Source organism: Mycolicibacterium sarraceniae (genome assembly GCF_010731875.1).
GTDB lineage: Bacteria > Actinomycetota > Actinomycetes > Mycobacteriales > Mycobacteriaceae > Mycobacterium > Mycobacterium sarraceniae.
In genome coordinates this window covers 3,020,609-3,040,681 of sequence record NZ_AP022595.1, presented here as the reverse complement: position 1 = coordinate 3,040,681, position 20,073 = coordinate 3,020,609, and the positions used below count along the sequence as shown (strand labels likewise).

At 64.6% G+C, this 20,073-nt stretch carries 21 protein-coding genes and 3 pseudogenes; 11 read left to right on the top strand and 13 right to left on the bottom strand.

Annotated features, from left to right (window positions below; genetic code table 11):
* Positions 1-87 precede the first annotated feature (87 nt).
* A pseudogene (locus G6N13_RS15075) lies at positions 88-351 on the bottom strand (acyl-CoA dehydrogenase family protein); the annotation flags it as partial.
* Positions 352-420: 69 nt separating this feature from the next.
* Here G6N13_RS15075 and G6N13_RS15070 point away from each other — a divergent pair.
* A pseudogene (locus tag G6N13_RS15070) lies at positions 421-561 on the top strand (acyl-CoA dehydrogenase family protein); the annotation flags it as partial.
* Between the two features lie 55 nt (positions 562-616).
* On the opposite strand, the gene G6N13_RS15065 reads toward G6N13_RS15070, so the two are convergent.
* The 3 genes from G6N13_RS15065 to G6N13_RS15055 form a co-directional block, all read right to left on the bottom strand.
* Positions 617-1,831, bottom strand: coding sequence for a CaiB/BaiF CoA transferase family protein (locus G6N13_RS15065; protein ID WP_163698239.1), 1,215 nt, complete (start codon positions 1,829-1,831; stop codon positions 617-619).
* A gap of 38 nt (positions 1,832-1,869) precedes the next feature.
* The gene (locus G6N13_RS15060) at positions 1,870-3,048 is read right to left on the bottom strand and encodes an acyl-CoA dehydrogenase family protein (protein ID WP_163698237.1); all 1,179 of its coding nucleotides are present in this window, start codon (positions 3,046-3,048) and stop codon (positions 1,870-1,872) included.
* Positions 3,049-3,155: 107 nt separating this feature from the next.
* On the bottom strand, positions 3,156-4,451 hold the full coding sequence (locus tag G6N13_RS15055) for an amidohydrolase family protein (protein ID WP_163698235.1): 1,296 nt from the start codon (positions 4,449-4,451) through the stop codon (positions 3,156-3,158).
* Between the two features lie 233 nt (positions 4,452-4,684).
* On the opposite strand from G6N13_RS15055, the gene G6N13_RS15050 reads away from it, so the two are divergent.
* The 8 genes from G6N13_RS15050 to G6N13_RS15015 all read left to right on the top strand — a co-directional run bounded on the left by G6N13_RS15050 (position 4,685) and on the right by G6N13_RS15015 (position 10,977).
* Positions 4,685-4,924 carry a hypothetical protein gene (locus G6N13_RS15050; RefSeq protein ID WP_163698233.1) on the top strand — a complete coding sequence of 80 codons (240 nt, stop codon included), beginning with the start codon at positions 4,685-4,687 and terminating at the stop codon, positions 4,922-4,924.
* A 4-nt stretch (positions 4,925-4,928) separates the two neighbouring features.
* Positions 4,929-6,266 carry an SRPBCC family protein gene (locus G6N13_RS15045; RefSeq protein WP_163698230.1) on the top strand — a complete coding sequence of 446 codons (1,338 nt, stop codon included), beginning with the start codon at positions 4,929-4,931 and terminating at the stop codon, positions 6,264-6,266.
* Positions 6,259-6,588, top strand: coding sequence for a hypothetical protein (locus G6N13_RS15040; RefSeq protein WP_163698228.1), 330 nt, complete (start codon positions 6,259-6,261; stop codon positions 6,586-6,588). The genes G6N13_RS15045 and G6N13_RS15040 overlap by 8 nt, the downstream gene beginning before the upstream one ends.
* Before the next feature lie 2 nt (positions 6,589-6,590).
* Positions 6,591-7,814, top strand: coding sequence for a metal-dependent hydrolase family protein (locus G6N13_RS15035; RefSeq protein ID WP_163698225.1), 1,224 nt, complete (start codon positions 6,591-6,593; stop codon positions 7,812-7,814).
* A complete protein-coding gene (locus G6N13_RS15030; protein ID WP_163698223.1) occupies positions 7,795-8,226 on the top strand; it encodes a nuclear transport factor 2 family protein in 432 nt (143 codons plus the stop codon). The genes G6N13_RS15035 and G6N13_RS15030 overlap by 20 nt, the downstream gene beginning before the upstream one ends.
* The gene (locus tag G6N13_RS15025; protein WP_163698221.1) at positions 8,223-9,356 is read left to right on the top strand and encodes an acyl-CoA dehydrogenase family protein; all 1,134 of its coding nucleotides are present in this window, start codon (positions 8,223-8,225) and stop codon (positions 9,354-9,356) included. The genes G6N13_RS15030 and G6N13_RS15025 overlap by 4 nt, the downstream gene beginning before the upstream one ends.
* Before the next feature lies 1 nt (position 9,357).
* Positions 9,358-10,158: an acyl-CoA dehydrogenase family protein gene (locus G6N13_RS15020; RefSeq protein ID WP_163698219.1), complete on the top strand. Its 801-nt coding sequence runs from the start codon at positions 9,358-9,360 to the stop codon at positions 10,156-10,158.
* A gap of 162 nt (positions 10,159-10,320) precedes the next feature.
* Positions 10,321-10,977, top strand: a complete 657-nt coding sequence (locus G6N13_RS15015; protein ID WP_163698217.1) for a TetR/AcrR family transcriptional regulator — start codon at positions 10,321-10,323, stop codon at positions 10,975-10,977.
* Between the two features lie 9 nt (positions 10,978-10,986).
* Here the strand turns inward: G6N13_RS15015 and meaB are convergent, their stop codons facing one another.
* A complete protein-coding gene (meaB, locus tag G6N13_RS15010; RefSeq protein WP_163698215.1) occupies positions 10,987-11,874 on the bottom strand; it encodes a methylmalonyl Co-A mutase-associated GTPase MeaB in 888 nt (295 codons plus the stop codon).
* A 144-nt stretch (positions 11,875-12,018) separates the two neighbouring features.
* On the opposite strand from meaB, the pseudogene G6N13_RS15005 reads away from it, so the two are divergent.
* Positions 12,019-12,168 (top strand): annotated as a pseudogene (locus tag G6N13_RS15005) (3-hydroxyacyl-CoA dehydrogenase); the annotation flags it as partial.
* Between the two features lie 2 nt (positions 12,169-12,170).
* On the opposite strand, the gene G6N13_RS15000 reads toward G6N13_RS15005, so the two are convergent.
* The 4 genes from G6N13_RS15000 to G6N13_RS14985 are packed head-to-tail and all read right to left on the bottom strand — an operon-like array spanning position 12,171 to position 15,675.
* Positions 12,171-12,935 (bottom strand): enoyl-CoA hydratase/isomerase family protein, encoded by a 765-nt coding sequence (locus G6N13_RS15000; RefSeq protein WP_163698213.1) that lies wholly within the window; start codon positions 12,933-12,935, stop codon positions 12,171-12,173.
* A 2-nt stretch (positions 12,936-12,937) separates the two neighbouring features.
* The gene (locus G6N13_RS14995) at positions 12,938-14,026 is read right to left on the bottom strand and encodes an acyl-CoA dehydrogenase family protein (RefSeq protein WP_163698211.1); all 1,089 of its coding nucleotides are present in this window, start codon (positions 14,024-14,026) and stop codon (positions 12,938-12,940) included.
* Positions 14,013-14,918: an acyl-CoA dehydrogenase family protein gene (locus tag G6N13_RS14990; protein WP_163698209.1), complete on the bottom strand. Its 906-nt coding sequence runs from the start codon at positions 14,916-14,918 to the stop codon at positions 14,013-14,015. The genes G6N13_RS14995 and G6N13_RS14990 overlap by 14 nt, the downstream gene beginning before the upstream one ends.
* Positions 14,896-15,675, bottom strand: coding sequence for an AMP-binding protein (locus G6N13_RS14985; RefSeq protein ID WP_163698207.1), 780 nt, complete (start codon positions 15,673-15,675; stop codon positions 14,896-14,898). The genes G6N13_RS14990 and G6N13_RS14985 overlap by 23 nt, the downstream gene beginning before the upstream one ends.
* A 134-nt stretch (positions 15,676-15,809) precedes the next feature.
* Between G6N13_RS14985 and G6N13_RS14980 the strand changes: the two genes are divergently transcribed.
* Positions 15,810-16,094, top strand: coding sequence for a 2Fe-2S iron-sulfur cluster-binding protein (locus G6N13_RS14980; protein ID WP_163698205.1), 285 nt, complete (start codon positions 15,810-15,812; stop codon positions 16,092-16,094).
* On the opposite strand, the gene G6N13_RS14975 is transcribed toward G6N13_RS14980, so the two are convergent.
* From G6N13_RS14975 to G6N13_RS14960, 4 genes are read right to left on the bottom strand one after another with little or no spacing between them, the layout of a single operon-like run.
* Entirely contained in the window at positions 16,082-17,134 is a 1,053-nt protein-coding gene (locus G6N13_RS14975) for a CaiB/BaiF CoA transferase family protein (protein WP_163698203.1), read from the bottom strand. The two genes, G6N13_RS14980 and G6N13_RS14975, sit on opposite strands and share 13 nt — an antisense overlap.
* A complete protein-coding gene (locus tag G6N13_RS14970; protein WP_163698201.1) occupies positions 17,131-18,087 on the bottom strand; it encodes an LLM class F420-dependent oxidoreductase in 957 nt (318 codons plus the stop codon). Before G6N13_RS14970 ends, G6N13_RS14975 begins: the two co-directional genes overlap by 4 nt.
* Positions 18,087-18,488 carry a cobalamin B12-binding domain-containing protein gene (locus G6N13_RS14965; protein WP_163698200.1) on the bottom strand — a complete coding sequence of 134 codons (402 nt, stop codon included), beginning with the start codon at positions 18,486-18,488 and terminating at the stop codon, positions 18,087-18,089. Before G6N13_RS14965 ends, G6N13_RS14970 begins: the two co-directional genes overlap by 1 nt.
* Entirely contained in the window at positions 18,488-20,065 is a 1,578-nt protein-coding gene (locus G6N13_RS14960; RefSeq protein WP_163698198.1) for a methylmalonyl-CoA mutase family protein, read from the bottom strand. Before G6N13_RS14960 ends, G6N13_RS14965 begins: the two co-directional genes overlap by 1 nt.
* Between the last annotated feature and the right edge of the window lie 8 nt (positions 20,066-20,073).

Below are 20,073 nucleotides of genomic sequence, written 5' to 3'. Positions count from 1 at the left end.
CGAACTCCCTCCCCAGGACAACCTAGTGAACACACAGTAGGTTGGTTTCGGGCGGTGTGACAAGGGTCTCAGCGAGATTATTTGCCGCTACGACCCCAACGAGCTAGCGATGATCACCCTCATCACCTCGCTGGCGCCGGCATAGATCCGAGCCACCCGTGCATCGGTGTAGAGGCGGGCGATCGGATATTCCATCATGTAGCCGTAGCCGCCGAACAGCTGCAGGCAACGGTCGATCACACGTTGCCGCATCTCGGTGAGGTCGAACGTGGTGTTCTGAAACGAGGCGACAGGTGTGGCGAATGCCTTGCGGCTCTGGGTGTACTGGATCGCAGCGGCGATCGCCGAGCGAAGACGCCGCCAATGCCAATGCCAATGCCAATGGCACCATCGTCGAGATGATCAACTGATCGGGGCCTGATGCGCCGGGATCTGTTCACCCAAGATCACGAGGCTTTTCGTGAACTCGCCCGAGACTTCATCGAGAAGGAAGTCGTTCCGGCTGACCCGCAGTGGGAGAAGGCGGGCCGGATGCCGGCACATCGTCTGCAGGATTCCGGCCAGCCGGCTGCCAGTACGGCGAATCGCAGTACCACTCCTTAGTTCTCATGCCGTGTCACGCGACCACGCCTTGCTCGCGCAGTCGGCCGATCTCGTTGCCGGGCAGACCCAATTCGGCTAGCAGGGCATCGGTGTGCTCTCCGAGACCCGGCACCGGCCCCATCGGCTGCTCGTAACCGGAGATGATCGGCGGCGGCAGGATGGCCTCGATCGGGCCGGCCGTGGTCTGCACTGTGCGCCAACGATCGCGTTCCGACAGCTGAGGATGCGCCAGCACGTCGCTGGGCAGGTTGTAGCGGGCATTGCCGATGCCCGCGGTGTCAGCGGTCTTCTGGATGTGCGCGAGATCGTGCTGGCCACACCAGGTTTGGATGGCATCGTTGAGCACATCACGGTGGGCGCAGCGATCGGAGTTGGTGGCGTAGCGCGGGTCGTCGGCCAAGTCGGGCCGCTCGATGATCTCGCGGGCCAGCCGTTGCCACTCCCGGTCATTGGTGGTGCCCAGCACGACCGTCTGGTTGTCGGCGGTGTCGAAGGAGCCGTACGGCGCAACCGCCGGGGAGTTCATCCCCAAGGGTTGCTGGTCGATTCCGGAATGCTGGGCGTAGGTCAGCGGATAGCCCATCAGGTCCATCATCGTGTCGAACAGGCTGACAGTTACGGCCGCGCCCCGGTGGTCCCGCTGCCCGCGAGAAATCAGCATTGCCATGATCGACAGCGCCGAGTACAGCCCGGTCGAGATATCGGCGATCGGCGGCCCCGGCTTGGCCGGCATGCCGGGATAGCCGGTCACAGCGCATGATCCGGACTCGGACTGAGCCAGCAAGTCGTAGGCGCGTTTGTTCGACAACGGGCCACCGGCACCATAGCCGTCGATCTCGAGAGCAATCACGTCGGGGTGCCGCTCGCGCAGCTGCTCGGGCGAGATGCCAAGCCTGGCCGTGGAACCCGGCGCTAGATTCGAGACCAGCGCATCGGCGCCGTCGAGCAGCCGGTGCAGGATCTCAAGGCCCTCGGCCGATTTCAGGTCAATCGCGATGGATTCCTTATTGCGATTGGCCCACACGAAGTGAGCGGCAAGGCCACCCGGACCGTTGACGACGTCGTCGTAGTGGCGGGCGAAGTCGCCGCCGGCCGGATTCTCTACCTTGACCACCCGGGCCCCGAAATCGGCCAGCACGCGAGTGCACATCGGCGCGGCCACCGCCTGCTCCAGAGCCACGACGGTGATACCGGCCAGCGGGGCTGCCGGTCCTTGAGCAGAATTCATCAGATCACCATACGGTCGGCCGCGAAGCTGTCAGGACACTAGTAACTCTTGGGCAGGCCGAGAACGTTGGCCGCGAGGAAGTTCAGGATCATCTCCTGGCTGACCGGGGCGATCTTCATTAGGCGTGATTCACGGAAGAACCGCGAGATGTTGTATTCCTCGGAGTAGCCCATGCCGCCGTGGGTCTGCAGGGCACGGTCGGCTGCCCCGAATCCGGCGTCCGCGCAAAGGTATTTGGCCATATTGGCTTCGCGGCCGCACGGCTTTCCGTTGTCGTAGAGCCACGTCGCCTTGCGCAGGATCAGCTCGGCGGCGTCCAGACGCGCCAGCGAATCGGCCAGCGGGAACTGGATCCCCTGGTTCATCCCGATCGGCCGGTCGAACACCACGCGCTCGTTGGCGTATCTCACCGCCCGGTCCAGCGCCACACGCCCGATGCCCAGCGCCTCGGCGGCGATCAGCATTCGCTCGGGGTTCAGCCCGTGCAGGATGTAGGAGAAGCCCTTGCCCTCTTCACCGATGCGGTCGGAGACCGGGACCCGCAGATCGTCGATGAACACCTCGTTGGAGCTGACGGCGTTGCGCCCCATCTTCTTGATGGGCCGGATGTCGACGTGGTCCCGGTCGATATCGGTGAGGAACAGCGATAATCCCTCCGTGGGCTTGCCGCCGCGGTTCTCGACGTCGTCGCGACTCTCGGTCCGGGTCAGCAGCAGGATCTTCTCGGATTCCAGCGCCTTGGAGATCCACACTTTTCGGCCGTTGACAACATAGTCGTCGCCGTCACGCTTGGCGAACGTCGTGATGCGCGAAGTATCGAGTCCGGCACCGGGTTCGGTGACGCCGAAGCAGACGTGAAGGTCCCCGTTGACGATCCGCGGCAGCGTCGCAGCCTTCATCTCGTCCGAGCCGAACACCACCACCGGCTGCATACCGAAGATCGACAGGTGGATCGCGCTGGCGGCGTTCATGGCGCCACCGGAGCGAGCGACCTCCTCGGCCAGCAGCGTGGCCTCGGTGATGCCCAGCCCGTGGCCGCCGTACTCCTGCGGGATGGTCATCCCAAGCCAGCCGCCCTTGGCGATGGAGTCGTAGAACTCGATAGGAAACTCGTGCCCCTGGTCCTTGTCCATCCAGTACTGGTCATCGAAGCGTGATGCCAGCTCTCGCACCGACTTACGGATCAGTTCCTGATCTTCGGTCAGTTCGAAGTTCATCCCTGAAGACACCCCAACACTCCTCTACTACGTCATCGGCGGCAGCAGAGTGAACCAGCGCGATCGGCATTCCACGGACCGGTGCACTGTCGCTGCGGCGAACCGGTTCAGTCCTTGTTGCCGCTCAGTTCCTTGGCATTCGCCGCGAAATCGGCGAAGTTGGCGCCCGTCTTTTCCTTCTTTGACAGCGCCTGGGTGGAGACGTCGTGGCCCTCGGCGGCCTTGCGTAGCGCGCCAATGGTGGCTTGCTCCTTGGCGATGTGGGTGAACGGGTCCCAGTGATACCAGCGCATCGCGTTCTCGTAGGTCATCTTGTTGATCTCGTCGTCGGGCACGTTGTGTTCCCGCAACACCTCGTCGAGCTGTTCGGGGGCACCGGGCCACATCGAGTCGCTGTGCGGGTAGTCGGCTTCCCAACAGATGTTGTCGATGCCAACGTCGTTGCGCAGCTTCACCCCGACATGATCTGAAATGAAGCACGTCAGGAAGTGATCCCGGAACACCTCCGAGGGCTTCTGCTTACCGAAGTCCTGCCCCGTCCACGTCGAGTGCATCTCATAGGTGCGATCGGCGCGCTCCAGGAAATACGGAATCCAGCCGGTGCCGCCCTCACTCAAGGCGATCTTGAGGTCGGGGTACTCCTTGATCGGCCGCGACCACAGCAAATCCGCCGCGGCCTGCACGATGTTCATCGGCTGCAGCGTGATCAGCACATCCATCGGAGCATCCGGAGCGGTGATCGCCAGCCGGCCCGACGAACCGATGTGCACGTTGAGCACGGTGTCCGTGTCGACCAGCGCATCCCACATCGGCTTCCAGTGGTCGAAATCGTGGAAGCTCGGATAGCCCATCGCCGAAGGGTTCTCGCTAAACGTCAGCGAGTGCACACCGCGGGCAGCATTCCGGCGGATCTCGGCGGCACAGGCCACCGGATCCCAGATCACCGGCAACGTCATCGGAATGAACCGCGCCGGGTAGGCGCCACACCACTCCTCGACATGCCAGTCGTTATAGGCCTGCACCAGCGCTACCGAGAAGTCGTGATCGTCGGTGGCGAACAGGCGCCCAGCGAAGCCCGGGAACGACGGGAAACACATCGACCCGAGGATGCCCCCGGCGTTCATATCCTTGACGCGCTCATCAACATCGAAACAACCGGGCCGGATCTCATCGAGCCCCTGCGGCTCCAGGCCGTACTCCTCCTTCGGACGCCCCGCCACCGCATTCAAGGCAACGTTGGGGATCACGATGTCGCGGAAGCGCCACATATCCGAGCCGTCCGGGTTGTGGACCAACCGGGGTGCGTCGTCGATGTACTTCTTCGGCAGATGGTTCTTGAACATATCGGGCGGCTCAACAATGTGATCGTCGACGCTGATCAGAATCATGTCCTCTTTGCGCATGGCGGTTCCTTCCTTGGCTGCCCTCCATGAAAACTAGCTTCTCATTACACGAGAATCAACATTCGATAATCGCCTTACCGGCGCGTAGCCGCAGTAGGCTGACGTTCCGACACGCCTGCCCTACCTCGGTTTTCCGCCCTGCTCGGATGCGGAGATTGACCTTGTGGCGCGTTCATGGAAACCTGTTATTCGGATCTGAGAATGGGATTCTCTGCCTTGGGAGGGGGTTACCGATGCGCTTGGCGCCGCTACCAGCTGAACAGTGGGACGACGAGGTGCCACTCGCCCTCACGGGCATGCTGCCGCGCAATCGGCACAACCCCGAGGGCGCCGGGACAGCGCTGTCCACCCTTGTCCGGCATCCCGACCTCACCGAGCGCCAGCGGATGGATTTCGTCTTCACCGTCGGCAGCCACGGCATGTTGGCCATGGCATTCAACACTTTTGGCGTACAGCTCGAGGACGAAAGGTAAGTACGTGGCATTTTTTCCAAAACCAGCGGTGGGTAGCTGGACCGAGAACTGGCCCGAACTGGGCACCGGTCCGGTCGATTACACCGATTCGGTCGACCCCGAGCAGTGGAAGCTCGAGCAGCAGGCGATCTTCAAGAAGACCTGGCTGCAGATGGGCCGCGTTGAGCTGGTTCCCAAGAAGGGCAACTACGTCACGCGTGAGCTGCCGTCAGTCGGGCCCGGTGTGTCGATCATCATCGTCAACGACGGTGATGAAATCCGGGCCTTCTACAACCTGTGCCGCCACCGCGGAAACAAGCTGGTGTGGAACGACTTCCCGGGCGAAGAGGTCTCCGGTAGCTGCCGCCAGTTCGTCTGCAAGTACCACGCCTGGCGCTACGACCTCAAGGGCGACCTGACCTTCGTGCAGCAGGAAAGCGAGTTCTTCGACCTGGACAAGGCCGATTACCCGCTGAAGTCCGTGCGTTGCGAGGTCTGGGAAGGCTTCATTTTCGTCAACGTCGACGACAACGCCGTGTCGCTACGCGAGTACCTGGGCGAATTCGGCGCGGGGCTGGAGGGCTACCCGTTCCACGAGATGACCGAGCACTACAGCTACCGCTCGGAGATCAACGCCAACTGGAAGTTGTTCATCGACGCGTTCACCGAGTTCTATCACGCGCCGATCCTGCACATGAAGCAGGCGGAGCGCGAGGAAGCCGAGAAGCTGGCCAAGTTCGGCTTCGAGGCACTGGCTTACGACATCAAGGGTGACCATTGCATGGTGTCGTCCTGGGGTGGCATGAGCCCGCCCAAAGACATCAACATGGTCAAGCCGATCGAACAGATCCTGCACAGCGGCCTGTTCGGCCCGTGGGACCGGCCCGACATCAAGGGCATCCTGCCCGATGAGCTGCCGCCGGCCATCAACCCAGGCCGCCATAAGACTTGGGGCACTGATTCCTTCGAGTTCTTCCCCAACTTCACGCTGCTGTTCTGGGCACCGGGCTGGTACCTGACCTACAACTACTGGCCCACCGCGGTGGACAAGCACATCTTCGAGGCCGACCTGTACTTCGTGCCGCCCACCAACCTGCGCCAGCGGCTCTCGCAGGAGCTGGCGGCGGTCACGTTCAAGGAGTATGCGTTCCAGGACGCAAACACCCTGGAGGCCACGCAGACTCAGATCGGCACCCAGGTGGTTAAGGACTTCCCGTTGTGCGATCAGGAGATCCTGCTGCGTCACCTGCATATGACTGCCCACCAGTACGTGGACCGGTACAAAGAGTCAATGGCCAACGGGAACGGCTCAGCTGCCGCCGTGGGCTCCGAGGCTGAAGAAAGGGATCCAGCAAATGTCTAAGTTGCCAGAAGAATTCGCCGACCTGGAACGCTTCAGTGACTGGTGCCTGCCCACCGAGGAAGAGCGCTACCAGAAGCGGCTGAGCTCCACGATGGACGAGATGCAGGAGCTGTACGACGCCGGTATGGCTCGGCTGGAAGACATCATGGTCTACGTCGACGCCCGCTTCCCGCTCAAGGGCATGCCGGCGGACGCCAAAGCCCTGGTGCACCTGGGACAGTCGATCGTGCAGGTCAGCTTTCCAATCGAAGTGTGGAAGCAGCCCCGCGTACTCGACAGCGGCGCAGCCTATATCGGCCTGATCAAGGAGCCGGTGGTCTGAGCGTGCTGACCCTCAAGGCTGCCGGGTACGTCGATGTCGACGCGGGCGAGATCGTCCGCCCCGGCATTGTGAAGGTCGACGGCGACCGCATCGTCGGTCTCGGTGGCACCCCCGAAGGCGAGATCATCGATCTCGGGGACGCCATCCTGTTGCCGGGCCTGATGGACATGGAGGTCAACCTCCTGATGGGCGGCCGGGGTGAAAACCCCGGACTGTCCCAGGTTCAGGACGACCCGCCAACCCGGGTGCTGCGTGCGGTAGGCAATGCCCGCCGTACGCTGCGTGCCGGCTTCACCACGGTGCGCAACCTCGGACTCTTCGTGAAGACCGGCGGCTATCTGCTCGACGTCGCGCTGGGTAAGGCCATCGACGCAGGCTGGATCGACGGCCCGCGCATCATCCCGGCCGGTCATGCCATCACCCCGACCGGCGGCCATCTGGACCCGACGATGTTCGCCGCGTTCATGCCCGGTGCGCTGGAGCTCACGGTCGAGGAGGGCATCGCCAACGGGGTCGACGAGATCCGCAAAGCGGTGCGTTACCAGATCAAGCACGGCGCACAACTGATCAAGGTCTGCGTCTCCGGTGGCGTCATGTCGCTCACCGGTGAGGCGGGCGCGCAGCACTATTCGGATGAAGAGCTGCGCGCCATCGTCGACGAGGCGCACCGACGCGGGCTTCGGGTGGCCGCACACACGCACGGAGCCGAGGCCGTCAAGCATGCGGTGGCATGCGGGATTGACTGCATCGAGCACGGCTTCTTGATGGACGACGAAGCGATCCAGATGCTGGTCGACAATGACCGGTTTCTGGTGACCACTCGCCGTCTGGCTCAGGCGATGGACGTTTCACAAGCGCCGAAGGCGTTGCAGGACAAGGCAGCCGTGATGTTCCCGAAGGCGCAGACTTCGATCAAGGCAGCGTATGAGGCCGGGGTGAAGATTGCCGTCGGCACCGACGCACCCGCCATCCCCCATGGCAGGAACGCCGACGAGCTGGTCACCCTGGTGGAATGGGGCATGCCCCCGGCCGCGGTGCTGCGGGCCGCCACCGTCGTGGCGGCCGACTTGATCAACGTCACCGATCGGGGCCGGATCGCCGAGGGCCTTCTCGCCGATCTCATCGCCGTGCCCGGTGATCCACTGCAGGACATCACCGTTACACAACAGGTCACCTTTGTAATGAAAGCAGGTAAGGTCTTCAAGAATGACACCGTCACGAACTGAGGATCTGGTCGAGATCCAGCAGCTGCTCGCGAAGTACGCCGTCACCATCACTCAGGGCGATATCGATGGCCTGGTTTCGGTATTCACCCCGGATGGCACCTACAGCGCATTCGGGTCGACATACACATTGTCGCGGTTCCCCGAACTCGTCGACGCTGCTCCCAAGGGCTTGTTCATGACCGGCACAGCGCTGGTCGAGCTGACCGAAGGCGCCGATACCGCCACCGGCACACAGACGCTGTGTTTCATCGAGCATTCGGCCCACGACATGCGCATCGGCTACTACAAGGACAACTACCTGCGCACCGCCGACGGCTGGCGCCTGAAGACCAGGGCCATGACCTTCATCCGTCGCAGCGGCGTGCACGATTCCGGTCGCCCGCACGCGATCGGCAGGCCCGCTGCGGGATGACGGCCGATCTGCACGACCCGGCCACGTTCCGCACTGCGCTACGGGCCTGGCTCGCTAAGAATGACCTGACGCCGCCCGACGACCACTCGCTGGCCGGCCACATGCGGCAGTTCGCGCGCGTCATGCGCGCGCTCTACGACGCCGGCTGGGGCCGGTACGGCTGGCCCGAGCACGCGGGCGGCCTCGGCGGGCCGAATATGTTGCGGGCCATCGTGGGTGAAGAGATCGTCGGCCGGCGCCTGGCCGAGCCCGGTCCGTACTCGATGATCGAAGTGTTGGCTCCGACGATGATCGACTATGCCACAGCGGAATTGGCTGCCGAGATGCTGCCGAAGATGCTGTCGGGCGAAGAGCAGTGGTGCCAAGGGTTTTCCGAACCTGGCTCGGGCAGCGACTTGGCGTCGCTGACCACGCGCGCTGTCCGACAAGAAGGCGCGGATCGCTACATCATCAACGGCCAGAAGGTATGGACCAGCTTCGCGCAGTTCTCCCACCGCTGCATCTTGTTGACCCGCACCAGCGACGCGGACACCCCCAACCATCAGGCGATCACCGCATTCTTCGTCGACCTCGACACCCCGGGCATCACGATCCGGCCGCTGCACACCATGCACGGGGTCGACGAGTTCTGCGAGGTGTACTTCGACAATGTCGCCGTCGACGCCAGCCGGATGCTCGGTGCGCCCGGCGACGGCTGGCAGTTGGCGATGGACCTACTGCCGTATGAGCGCTCGACATGTTTCTGGCAGCGAATCGCCTACCTGTACTCACGATTCGACGCGCTCATCGGTGAAGTCGCCGGCCAAGGCGAGAGCATCGATACGGATATGGGCGAGACATTTCTCGCACTGCACACGTTGCGCTGCCGGTCCAGGGCCACTCAGCACCGACTGGCCGACGGGCAGAAGCTGGGTCCGGACACCTCGATCGACAAGGTGCTGCTGGCCGGCGCCGAACAGCGCCTCTACGACACCGCGCGCGATCTATTGCCCGGGGGCACCATCGAACTCGACGGCAATGACTGGCGCACCGAGTACCTGTATTCACGCGCGGCCACCATCTACGGCGGCACCGCCGAGGTGCAGCGCAACATCATCGCCCGACGGCTGCTTGAACTTGGGAAGGAGTGATATGGATCCCGAATCCCTCGAACTGCTCGAAGCCGGCGTGCGCAAGACGATGCTCTCGTCGTCCGGACCGGATCTCGACGCGGCACTGACCGAGCTGGGCTGGGCGGACATGCTGTCCGATATCCCCGAGGTCGCGGTGCCGCTGGTGTTTCGGTTACTGGGCGAGACCGGCTCACACGCTTCGGTTCTCGTGGACGTCGTGCTGCATGCGACCGGAAACACCATCGGTGACAGCGTGGAGCTCCCCCTGCCGTACGCAGGCAACACGTGGGTGGTATGGGACCGCACGGCCACCGAGGACAGCGATACCACGCTCGGCGGGCTGCCGCTGCGCCGGGAGCAGGAGGGCTATCCGATCCGGGTGGCCGAAGCCCGGCTCGCGGTGGGTTGGTGGTTGGTCGGCTCGGCACGCGCGATGCTCACCGTCGCCCGCCAGCACGCCCTGGACCGCATGCAATTCGGACGCCCGGTCGCCGCGTTTCAAGCGATCCGGCACCGGCTGGCCGAGACACTGGTGGCCATCGAGGGTGCTGAAGCGACACTGAGCACACCCGCGGCGGAGAGCCCCGACCTGACCGCGCTGCTGGCCAAAGCCGCTGCCGGTAAGGCCGCATTGACCGCCGCCAAACACTGTCAGCAGGTGCTGGCCGGGATCGGCTTCACCGCCGAACACGAGTTCCATCACCATCTGACGCGCGCCCTGGTGCTAGACGGGCTGCTGGGCAGTTCGCGGGAACTGACCCGCAAGGCCGGGGCAGGATTGCGGGCCCGGGGCTCGGCCCCCCGCCTGGTGAATCTGTGACGTACGCCACGGCGGCGAATGCGCTGGTTACCCTTTAGACTGAGCGGGACGAAAATTTTGGTCCCCAGTGGATTGAGAACGTAATTCTCGCCGCTGAGAGTAGTACTCTCTACCCGTGAGATACATCCGAATCGCTGACTCGCGCTCGTTGAGGTCCTTTCAGTGAACAGCCCGAGCGAAGAGCCTGCCTGGAAACAGCGCGCTGTCGAGCGGTCCATCCGGACCGCCAAGGTGCGCGCCGGGCAGCGTGTGCAGCGATTTTTAGATGCCGCACAGGCCATCATCACCGAAAAGGGCAGCACCGACTTCACCGTGCAGGAAGTGGTGGATCGATCGCGTCAGTCGCTGCGCAGCTTCTACCTGCAGTTCGACGGTAAGCACGAACTGCTACTCGCGCTGTTCGAAGACGCACTGAGCCGGGCCGCCGATCAGATCCGGGCGGCGACGTCAGCCCAGAAGGATCCGCTGGACCGGCTCAAGGTCGCCGTCACGCTGCTTTTCGAACTCTCCCGGCCGGACCCCACAGCGCGCCGACCACTGTTCACCGACTTCGCCCCGCAACTGCTGATCTCGCACCCGACCGAGGTCAAGGTTGCCCACGCCCCGTTGGTCGCGCTGTTCTCTGAGCTGATGATCGAAGCCGGCGCCGCCGGTGAGCTACGGGACGATGCCAACCCCCGCCGGATGGCGGCGATGACCATGCAGACCATCATGTTCATCGCTCAGTCGAGCGGGGTGGAGGACGAGGAGAACGCCCATTCGCCGATCAGCGGCGATGAGGTGTGGACCTTCTGCTCCCAGGGCTTCGCCCGCAAGTAGCGCGCCGGCTCACTGCGGATCGACGGTCGGCGTAACTCTCTGTGCGATAAGGGTTTCCGCGGCGGTATAGGGGTCGATGCGGCCATCGGCGACGGCTTCGGCCAGCGAGTCGAGATCCGGGTGGCTGTGCAGGCGGCTCTGCGCCAGTGAGAGAACCTGTGCCCGCGCCCGAGCCGCGCGCCGGGCTGGGGTGTCGGCTCGGCGGTGCGCCTCGATCGCCTCGACGAGCTCCCCAACCCCTTCGGACCGCGCTGCCACCAGCGTCAGCACCGGAACATGTGTCTCGAACTTGAGGTCGCGCACCGTCTGGGCGGCACCGTCCCGGTCGGCCTTGTTGACCACCACCAGATCGGCGACCTCAAGTAGGCCTGCCTTGGCGGCCTGCACGGCGTCACCGGTGCCCGGATTGAGGATGACGATCGTCGGATCGGCGACCGCGGCGATCTCGATCTCGGACTGTCCGACTCCGACGCTCTCCAACAGCACGACGTCATAGCCCAGCGCACCCAGCAGCCGGATGGCGGCGGGTACGGCGGCGGCCAGGCCGCCGAGATGACCCCGGGTCGCCACCGATCGGATCAGCACGTCCGGATCGTTGATGTGCTGCGCCATCCTGATCCGGTCACCCAGCAGGGCACCGCCGCTGTAGGGCGACGACGGATCCACGGCGAGCACCGCGACCCGTTGTCCGCGTTCGCGATACGCTGCGGCGAGGACCGCGATCGTTGTCGACTTGCCCGCACCGGGCGGGCCCGTCACGCCGACTACGGGCACTGTGGCCGGACCGATCTGCGCGAGCACTTCGTCGCGGCGGGCACTTTCGACCAGGCTCAGCAGCCGCCCGACCGCACGGGTGTTGCCCCCGCGGGCCGCGATGATGAGCTCGGCGACATCCATGGTGGGCAACGCTAGCGCGCAGATGCTCACCGACGCGGGTTGACGTATTTCAGACGACATGAGAATACTATTCTCGCAAGTAGAGAGTGTCAGTTGCAAGAAGCGTGAGGCGCTGGCCAGCGAGCGTGGAGTTCCCTACGTGCGCAGGCCTACTGGGGCCCGCAGGTGCCGTTCCCCAAGCGGATGGGACGCTCCGTCGAATACAGTTCTCTGGCACCGTCGATCGTCGAACACGACTACCTCAACGGCGAAACCATCCGGCTGGCCGGCGCGCTGCGCTTCCCGCCGAAGTAGCGCTACTTCGTGGCGATCAACCCGTCGACGATCTTGTTGAAGTCGGCGGTGCCGAACGACACGTACTCGGCGAGGTTTGCGTAGTCCAACGAGGCCATCACCGACTTCTCCAGCTGAATATTCATCAGCCGCTTGGTGGCTTCCACCGCCTGCTGCGGCAGCTCGATGAGCTTCTTCGCGCACGCGATGGCCTCGGCCACCGGTTCGGCGACAACATGATTGGCCAATCCCAGTTCGACCGCGCGCTGCGCCTTGATCCGCACACCCGTCAGCGCGAACTCCTTGGCCTGCAGCAGCGAGATCTGCGAGCCCCACACCAGCGGGCCGCCGTCGGCGGCCACCAGGCCGATCGACACGTGTGGGTCGGCGAAGAACGCGTTCTCGGCGATGTAGACGATATCGCTCAGGGCGGCCAGGCTGCAGCCCAGCCCCACGGCTGGCCCGTTGACGGCCGCGACCAACGGAATCCGGCAACGCACCATCCCGATCACCAGATCGCGACCATGCTTGATCGTCTTCTGCCGCAACGCTTCATCGTTGCGTAGCTCATCGAGATAGTTGAAGTCGCCACCCGCCGAGAACGCCCGGCCCGCACCGGTGATGACGGCCGCGCGCGCGGACGCATCCTCATTGAGCGCTTCCCAGACCGTGGCCAGGCCCACGTGCAGGTTGTCGTTGACCGCGTTCAGCTCGTCCGGGCGGTTCAGCGTGATGATGCGCAGCGGACCGTCGGCTTCGACGATGATCTCCTCCGGCATGTCGTACATATTCAGACTCCTAGTCCCAAAATCCGGCCGGCAATGATGTTCTTTTGAATCTGTGACGTTCCGCCCATGACACTCTGGGCGCGACTGTAGAGGTAAGCACCGAACAATTCCTCGTCGTCGGTGCCGACGGTGGCCAGGGCAGCATGACCGACCGACTGCTCGGTCCACGTCATCAGAAGCTTGTCCAGTGAGCCGTCCGGGCCGTGCTTGATGCCGTCGAGCTGTTCGGACAGCCGCCGACGCACGTGCAAGCGCAGCATCTCGGTCTGTACCCAGGCCCAGGACAGTTCATCGGGGGCGGGGCCGTCGACACGGGAGGCCATCTGGCGCACCAGCTTTCCGTACCGTGCCGAGAAGCCCAGGGTCGACGGCTCCCGCTCGTGGCTGACGACGGTCATCGCCAGCTTCCAGCCGTCGCCCGGTGCACCGACCATATTCGCGGCCGATACCCGGACGCCGTCGAACTCGACCTGACCAAACTCCTTGGTCACGCCGCTGATCATCTTCAGCGGGCGCTGCACGATGCCGGGCTGGTGCATCGTTACGATGAAAGCCGAAATGCCCTTGTGCTTGGGCACGTCTCTATCGGTGCGCGCCAGCACCAGGCACCAATCGGCGCAATCCGAATAGCTGGTCCAGATCTTGTGGCCATTGATGATGTAGTCGTCACCGTCACACGTCGCAGTCGTCGTCAGCGATGCCAGATCCGAACCGGCGCCGGGCTCCGAAAACCCCTGGCACCAACGCTCGGTGCCGTCGATCATGCCGGGCAGGAATCGCTGGGCCAGTTCCTCGCTGCCGTGATGGCGCAACCCGACCACCAGATAGCCGAGGCTCGGGCGGGCAGGCGCGCCAGCCTTGGCGATCTCCTCATCGACGATCACGTCGAAGACGGTTGGCAAGCCCTGGCCGCCATATTCTTTCGGCCAGGACGTCCCGAAGAAGCCGGCCTCATACAGCGCCCGGTGCCACTCCCCCGCTTTGGCCCAGTAGGCGTCCCCGGAGGTCGGGAACTTGCCCTTCTGCCCGGTCAACCAGGCGCGCAACCGCTCCCGGAAAGCGGCCTCATCCGGCGAATCACGAAAGTCCAATGGTCAACTCCTCCAACTTAACTGGCCAGGCCTCCGTGGCTGCCAGCACCCGACGCAGATAGATATGGGCGAGGCACTCCCAGGTGTTGCCGATTCCGCCGTGCACCTGAATCGACATCTCGGCGACCGCGAATGCGGCCCGCGCACAATAGATCTTGGCGACCCGAGCGGCCTCCACCGCCTGCTCGACGGGCAGTTCGTCGACCGCCCAGGCGGCATGGCGTAGCACGCTGACGGACCCCTCGATGAGGGCCAGGCCCTCAGCCAGCAGGTGCGCGACGGCCTGATACGAGCCGATGGTCGCACCGTACTGCTCGCGCACCTTGGCGTATTCGGTTGCCAGCGCGTGGGTACCGCGGGCCGCGCCCACCAGGTCGGCCGTCGTCACCACCAGCGCCAGCGCATACCAGCGCTGCGCCTGCTCGGGAGTCAACTCCCCCACTACCTGGGCATCGCCGGCAACCACGGCAGTGACCCTGGTCAGATCGGCGGCCTCGCGGGCGTCACCCACGCCGACCGACTCCACGCTGGTGCCGTCCAGCCGTAACGCCGCGCCGGCCCCGTCAGCGTCGATGACCACGCCGCCCACCGCGATGGTCGCCGGGAGCGGATCGGTACCGAGCAGCCGGTACACATCGTCGGCGAGCACCGGCCCCAGAAACGGCACATCGACCAGACCACGGGCGAATTCCTCAGCCACCAAGGCGACTTCGACGCCGCTGGCACCATCCGAGCGAAGCGAGCGCCAGCCGGTCGCGTGTACAGTTTTGACCAGCCGGGCCCGCCGGGACTGGTCGTCCAGGTCGGCGACCGACCCGGGGCCGAAGTCGTCGGCCAGCTTGGCCGCGGCATCGCGGAGCTGTTGCTGCTCACTGGTCAGACGTACGTCCATACTGCTCCTTGAGAACTCGCCGCAGCGCCTTACCCGATGGCAGGCGCGGGATTTCGGGCACGAACACGATGTCACGCGGGCGTTTGTCGGAGGCCAACCGGTCGGCGATCAGCGCATCGAGCTCATCAGCGCCGACATCCTCGGTGGTGGTCACGGCGGCGATCACCGGTACCTCGCTGGTCCCGTATGCCGAGATCCAGCCGACCCCCGTCCGTCGCGTCATCTCATCGGCAACGCTCGCGGTCACCGGGGTGGCGCACCACATGATGTAGCGTAGCGACGGCAGGTCGAATTTCTCCAGTTCCGGATGTGATGCGATCGTCAATACGATTGGGGCAACGGCTATTTCGGCAGTAATGCGGTCGCTCTGGATATGCTGCGGCATCGTGTCGAGGACGAACCTGCGATGCAGGCGCATCCAAGCTCCGGTATCGAGCACGGTGGCGATGTTGAGCACACCTAGGATGCGCGAGGGGGGCGTGACGATGTGCATACGGTCGACATGCGCGACCTCAAGGGCACGCCCGACGTCGCCGGCCTTCCAGCTGGGACTGATCAACACCGCCGACGCACCGAGGCGCCAGATGGCCCGCACCGCGAAGACGAACTCGGGCCGGTTCGACGACATCAGTGCAACCCGATGACCGGCCTGCACTCCGCGGCGCGCCAAGGTGGCGGCCAACCCGGCGGATAGCGCATCGACCTGGGATCGTGTGTACATGCGGTCCGCACAGGCAAGCACTCTGACGTCGCTCACGGCGCGGTCCGCTCGCACATGGTCAGTGACAATCCCATCGACAGGTCAGTGGACGAGAACATACTATCCCCAGTAGAGAACTGTATTCTCATCTGGGTAGAATGATAATGCTCAAAACTCGAGGAGAGAAGTAGATGGCCAGCTCGCCGTGGACGGCCACCATCACCCTGGACGGCACCACGGTCACGGTGTCCCTGAACGCAGGTGACACGTTGCTGGAGACGGCGCGCCGGGCCGGGCTGACCCCGCCCTACAGCTGCGAGGCCGGCAACTGTGGCACCTGCATCGCCACCGTCACCGACGGCACCGTCACGATGCGGATCAACGAAGCGCTCGACGACAGCGAGATCAACGACGGGCTGGTGCTCACCTGCCAGGGTGTGCCCGAAACCGATGTGACTCTGACTTACGACGACTGAAATTCGTCTAGTGCCGGCGGCGGCCGATAGTCGGGCTGGTACCCCGCCACCCGGATCGGACTGCCGACCAGGCGGAAGTTCCCTGCCGTCACGGTGACTTCCGGGCTCGACTCGAGCGCGTCGGGAAGCGATCGCACGGCCGCGGCTGGGATACCCAGCGGGCGCAGCCGCGCTTCCCATCCCACCGCCGAGTCCGCGACCAGTGCCCGTGTCACGGTCGCCAGAACATCGTCGCGGTGCGCGGCCCGTTCGGCCATCGTCGGGAACCCCTCGATACCGGCTTCGGCGGCGAAGTTCTTCCAGAATCCGTCGTGGGTGACGAACAGCGCCAGGTAACCGTCCGCAGTCGGAAACAGTTGGGCCGGAACATAGAACGAGTGCGCGCCGAAGGGGTGTCTGCGCGGGTGCACACCGTCGTTGAGGTACGCCGAGGCGCGGTAGTTCAGCTGCGAGAACATCACATCGCGCAGCGAGACGTCCACCTGCCCGCCCTCGCCGGAGACGATCATCGCGAGAAGTCCCAGCGCCGCAGTCAATCCCGTGGAGTTATCGGCCGATGAGTAGCCCGGCAGGGTGGGCGGCGCCTCAGGGTCACCGGTCATCGCGGCCACGCCGGTCGCGGCCTGTATCACGTAGTCGAACGCCGGGTCATCCCCGCCGTCGAGACCGTAGCCAGTGAGCGCGACGCACACGATCTTCTCGTTGTGCACCCGCAGGGCGTCGTAGGTGAGGCCAAAGCGCCGGATCACCGACGGCTTCATATTGACTAGCAGCGCATCGGATTCCGCGGCCAGCTCCCCCAGCCGCCGCTGCCCGGCTTCGGAGGCCAGGTCCAGGCACACGCTGCGTTTGTTACGGTTCAGGCTGGCGAAGTAGGAGTCGGCGACCTGACGAGAGATCTCGCCACCTGGCGGTTCGATCTTGATGACCTGCGCACCGAGGTCGGCGAGCAGCATGGTGGCGTATGGGCCGGCGAGCATGGCGCCAACCTCGAGGATCCGAACTCCGGACAGAGGTCCGGAGGCCAGCGTGCCCGTCATCGAATTTCGGCAGCGAGCTGTGAAATCACTTCGCGAGTGCGATATTTCGAGGCCACTAGCTCGTCGCGGGTCTCGCCGATCGGCAGAAGCCGCACCGATAGGTCGGTCACCCCGGCGTCAGCGAACGCGCGGAACCGCTTCAGAATCGACTCTTCATCCCCCGCGGCGCAGAGATCGCCGACGTCCCTGGCGTCCCCCTGGTCCAGCAGGCGCTGATAGTTGGGCGACGTCTCGGCCTCGGCCAGGATGCGGTTGGCCCGGCCCTTGGCCGCATCGATCTCCGAGTTCGCGCAGAGGGTGACGGGGATACCGGCGACGATCCGTGGTGCGGGCTTGCCGGCGTCGGCGGCAGCCTTGTTGATCTTGGGGGCGATGTGTTCAGCGATGGCCTTCTCGTCGGCCATCCACAGCGTGGTGCCGTCCGCATGCTCACCGGCGATCTGCAGCATCACCGGGCCGAGCGCCGCCACGAGCACCGGCATCTTCGTCTCGGCGCCGAGTGCGGTCGGGTTGTGCACGGTGAAGTTGTCATTCTCGACGTCGACAGCGCCGGGCCCGGAGATCGCCGCATTGAACACCTGCAGGTAGTCGCGGGTGTACGCGGCCGGTTTGTCGTAGGGCAGACCGAGCATATCCCGAATGATCCAGTGATGCGACGGGCCGACGCCGAGTGCCAGCCGCCCGTTCGAGATGGCATGCACCGACAGTGCTTGGCGGGCAAGCACAATGGGATGCTGCGCCTGCAACGGGACCACGGCGGTTCCGAGTTCGATGCGCGTGCTGTGCGACGCCATCAACGCGACCATGCTCAATAAGTCGAAATCGTCGGGCACCTGCGGCATCCACGCGCTCGACAGCCCCGCCGTGTCGGCCCATTCGATATCGGCGATGAGTTTCTTCACCTTGCGGGCCATATCGCCGCGCTCGGCGCCGATCATCACACCAAGACGCATTACTCGACCACCTGTTCTGAGGTCAGTGCACGCACGTCACGGACCAGGGTGTCCAGCGACGTTCCGGTCGGAAACACCGCGGCCGCACCGGCTTCCAGAAGCTTGGGTACGTCGCTGAGTGGAATCGTGCCACCGACGATGACCGCGATATCGCCCGCATCTGCAGCCAGCAGCGCGTCGACGGTGCGCTGGGTCAGGGCCAGGTGCGCACCGGAGAGAATCGAAAGCCCAACAACGGCAACGTCTTCCTGAAGCGCGATCGACACGATGTCCTCGATGCGTTGCCGGATTCCGGTGAAGATTACCTCAAATCCGGCGTCGCGCAGTGCGCGGGCGACGATCTTGGCGCCGCGATCGTGGCCGTCGAGTCCGGGTTTGGCAACCAGGACGCGTGCGCTCATCAGAAGACCACCGGCTGCTGGAACTCGCCCCACACCGACTTCAGTGTCGAGACCATCTCGCCCACCGTGCAGTAGGCGTTGGCGCAGTCAATCAGATTGTGCATCAGGTTGTCGTCGCCTTCCGCCGAACGGGCCAGTGCGACAAGGGCTTCTTTGACGGCGACGCCGTCCCGCTCCGCCTTGACTTTCGCAAGCCGCTTCAGCTGCTTGTCGCGGCCGTCGGCGTCGAGCTCGTAGGTGGCCAGATCGGGCGCCGGTTCGTCGACGACGAACGTGTTCACCCCGACCACCGGGCGCTCCCCCGACTCAACCTCCTGGTGAATCTTGTAGGCCTCGTCGGCGATCAGACCCTGCAGATAGCCGTCTTCGATGGATTGCACCATGCCGCCGTGCGCTTGGAGATCGGCCATGATCTCGATGATCCGTTCCTCGGTCGCGTCGGTCAGCGCCTCCACGAAGTAGGAGCCGCCGAGCGGGTCAGCCACCCTGGCGACCCCGGTCTCGTAGGCCAGGATCTGCTGGGTGCGCAGCGCCAGCGTGGCGGACTCCTCGCTGGGCAGGGCGAACGGCTCGTCCCACGCGGCGGTGAACATCGACTGCACGCCGCCGAGCACCGAGGCCAGTGCCTCGTAGGCCACCCGGACCAGGTTGTTCTGTGCCTGCGGGGCATACAACGACGCACCACCGGACACGCACCCGAACCGGAACATCGAGGCCTTGTCGGTCTCGGCGCCGTAACGCTCCCGCACGATGGTCGCCCAACGGCGCCGTCCGGCGCGATATTTGGCGATTTCCTCGAAGAAATCGCCGTGGGTATAGAAGAAGAACGAGATCTGCGGGGCGAACTTGTCGATCGTCATCCGGCCGCGTTCGACCACCGTGTCGCAATAGGTGACACCGTCGGCCAGCGTGAACGCCATCTCTTGGACGGCGTTGGCACCGGCATCGCGGAAGTGTGCGCCGGCCACCGAAATCGCGTTGAAGCGTGGCACCTCTGCCGCACAGAACTCGATGGTGTCAGCGATCAGCCGCAGCGACGGTGTGGGCGGCCAGATCCACGTGCCACGCGACGCATACTCCTTGAGGATGTCGTTCTGGATGGTGCCGGTCAGCTTCTCGCGCGGCACCCCCTTCTTCTCCGCGGCCGCGACGTAGAACGCCAGCAGGATCGCGGCGGTGCCGTTGATGGTGAAGCTGGTGCTGATCTTGTCCAGCGGAATGCTGTCGAACAGGATCTCGGCATCGGCCAGGGTGTCCACCGCGACGCCGACCCGGCCGACCTCTTCGCCGTACTCGGGGTCGTCGGAGTCATACCCGCACTGCGTCGGCAGATCCAGTGCCACCGACAGTCCGGTGCCGCCCTGTTCGAGGAGGTAGCGGTAACGGCTGTTCGACTCCTCGGCCGTGCCGAAGCCGGAATACTGGCGGAACGTCCAGAGCCGTCCGCGATAACCGCTCGAGAAGTTGCCCCTGGTGAACGGAAATGCACCCGGAGCGGGAGGATCGCCACTGCGGTCGGCCGGTCCATATACCGGCTCCAGTGGGATTCCCGACGACGTTTGGGAGTGGTGGTCCATCGGTGGAT

What these genes read in the sequence shown, in the direction of transcription:
- G6N13_RS14970 (WP_163698201.1), bottom strand. Translation starts at nt 18,087, where the DNA reads ATGCGTCTTGGTGTGATGATCGGCGCCGAGCGCGGCGATATGGCCCGC.
- meaB (WP_163698215.1), bottom strand. Translation starts at nt 11,874, where the DNA reads ATGGATGTCGCCGAGCTCATCATCGCGGCCCGCGGGGGCAACACCCGT.
- G6N13_RS15065 (WP_163698239.1), bottom strand. Translation starts at nt 1,831, where the DNA reads ATGAATTCTGCTCAAGGACCGGCAGCCCCGCTGGCCGGTATCACCGTC.
- G6N13_RS15030 (WP_163698223.1), top strand. Translation starts at nt 7,795, where the DNA reads ATGACACCGTCACGAACTGAGGATCTGGTCGAGATCCAGCAGCTGCTC.
- G6N13_RS15025 (WP_163698221.1), top strand. Translation starts at nt 8,223, where the DNA reads ATGACGGCCGATCTGCACGACCCGGCCACGTTCCGCACTGCGCTACGG.
- G6N13_RS14960 (WP_163698198.1), bottom strand. Translation starts at nt 20,065, where the DNA reads ATGGACCACCACTCCCAAACGTCGTCGGGAATCCCACTGGAGCCGGTA.
- G6N13_RS15000 (WP_163698213.1), bottom strand. Translation starts at nt 12,935, where the DNA reads ATGTACGACATGCCGGAGGAGATCATCGTCGAAGCCGACGGTCCGCTG.
- G6N13_RS15060 (WP_163698237.1), bottom strand. Translation starts at nt 3,048, where the DNA reads ATGAACTTCGAACTGACCGAAGATCAGGAACTGATCCGTAAGTCGGTG.
- G6N13_RS15050 (WP_163698233.1), top strand. Translation starts at nt 4,685, where the DNA reads ATGCGCTTGGCGCCGCTACCAGCTGAACAGTGGGACGACGAGGTGCCA.
- G6N13_RS15040 (WP_163698228.1), top strand. Translation starts at nt 6,259, where the DNA reads ATGTCTAAGTTGCCAGAAGAATTCGCCGACCTGGAACGCTTCAGTGAC.
- G6N13_RS15055 (WP_163698235.1), bottom strand. Translation starts at nt 4,451, where the DNA reads ATGCGCAAAGAGGACATGATTCTGATCAGCGTCGACGATCACATTGTT.
- G6N13_RS14980 (WP_163698205.1), top strand. Translation starts at nt 15,810, where the DNA reads ATGGCCAGCTCGCCGTGGACGGCCACCATCACCCTGGACGGCACCACG.
- G6N13_RS14975 (WP_163698203.1), bottom strand. Translation starts at nt 17,134, where the DNA reads ATGACGGGCACGCTGGCCTCCGGACCTCTGTCCGGAGTTCGGATCCTC.
- G6N13_RS14965 (WP_163698200.1), bottom strand. Translation starts at nt 18,488, where the DNA reads ATGAGCGCACGCGTCCTGGTTGCCAAACCCGGACTCGACGGCCACGAT.
- G6N13_RS14990 (WP_163698209.1), bottom strand. Translation starts at nt 14,918, where the DNA reads ATGGACGTACGTCTGACCAGTGAGCAGCAACAGCTCCGCGATGCCGCG.
- G6N13_RS15020 (WP_163698219.1), top strand. Translation starts at nt 9,358, where the DNA reads ATGGATCCCGAATCCCTCGAACTGCTCGAAGCCGGCGTGCGCAAGACG.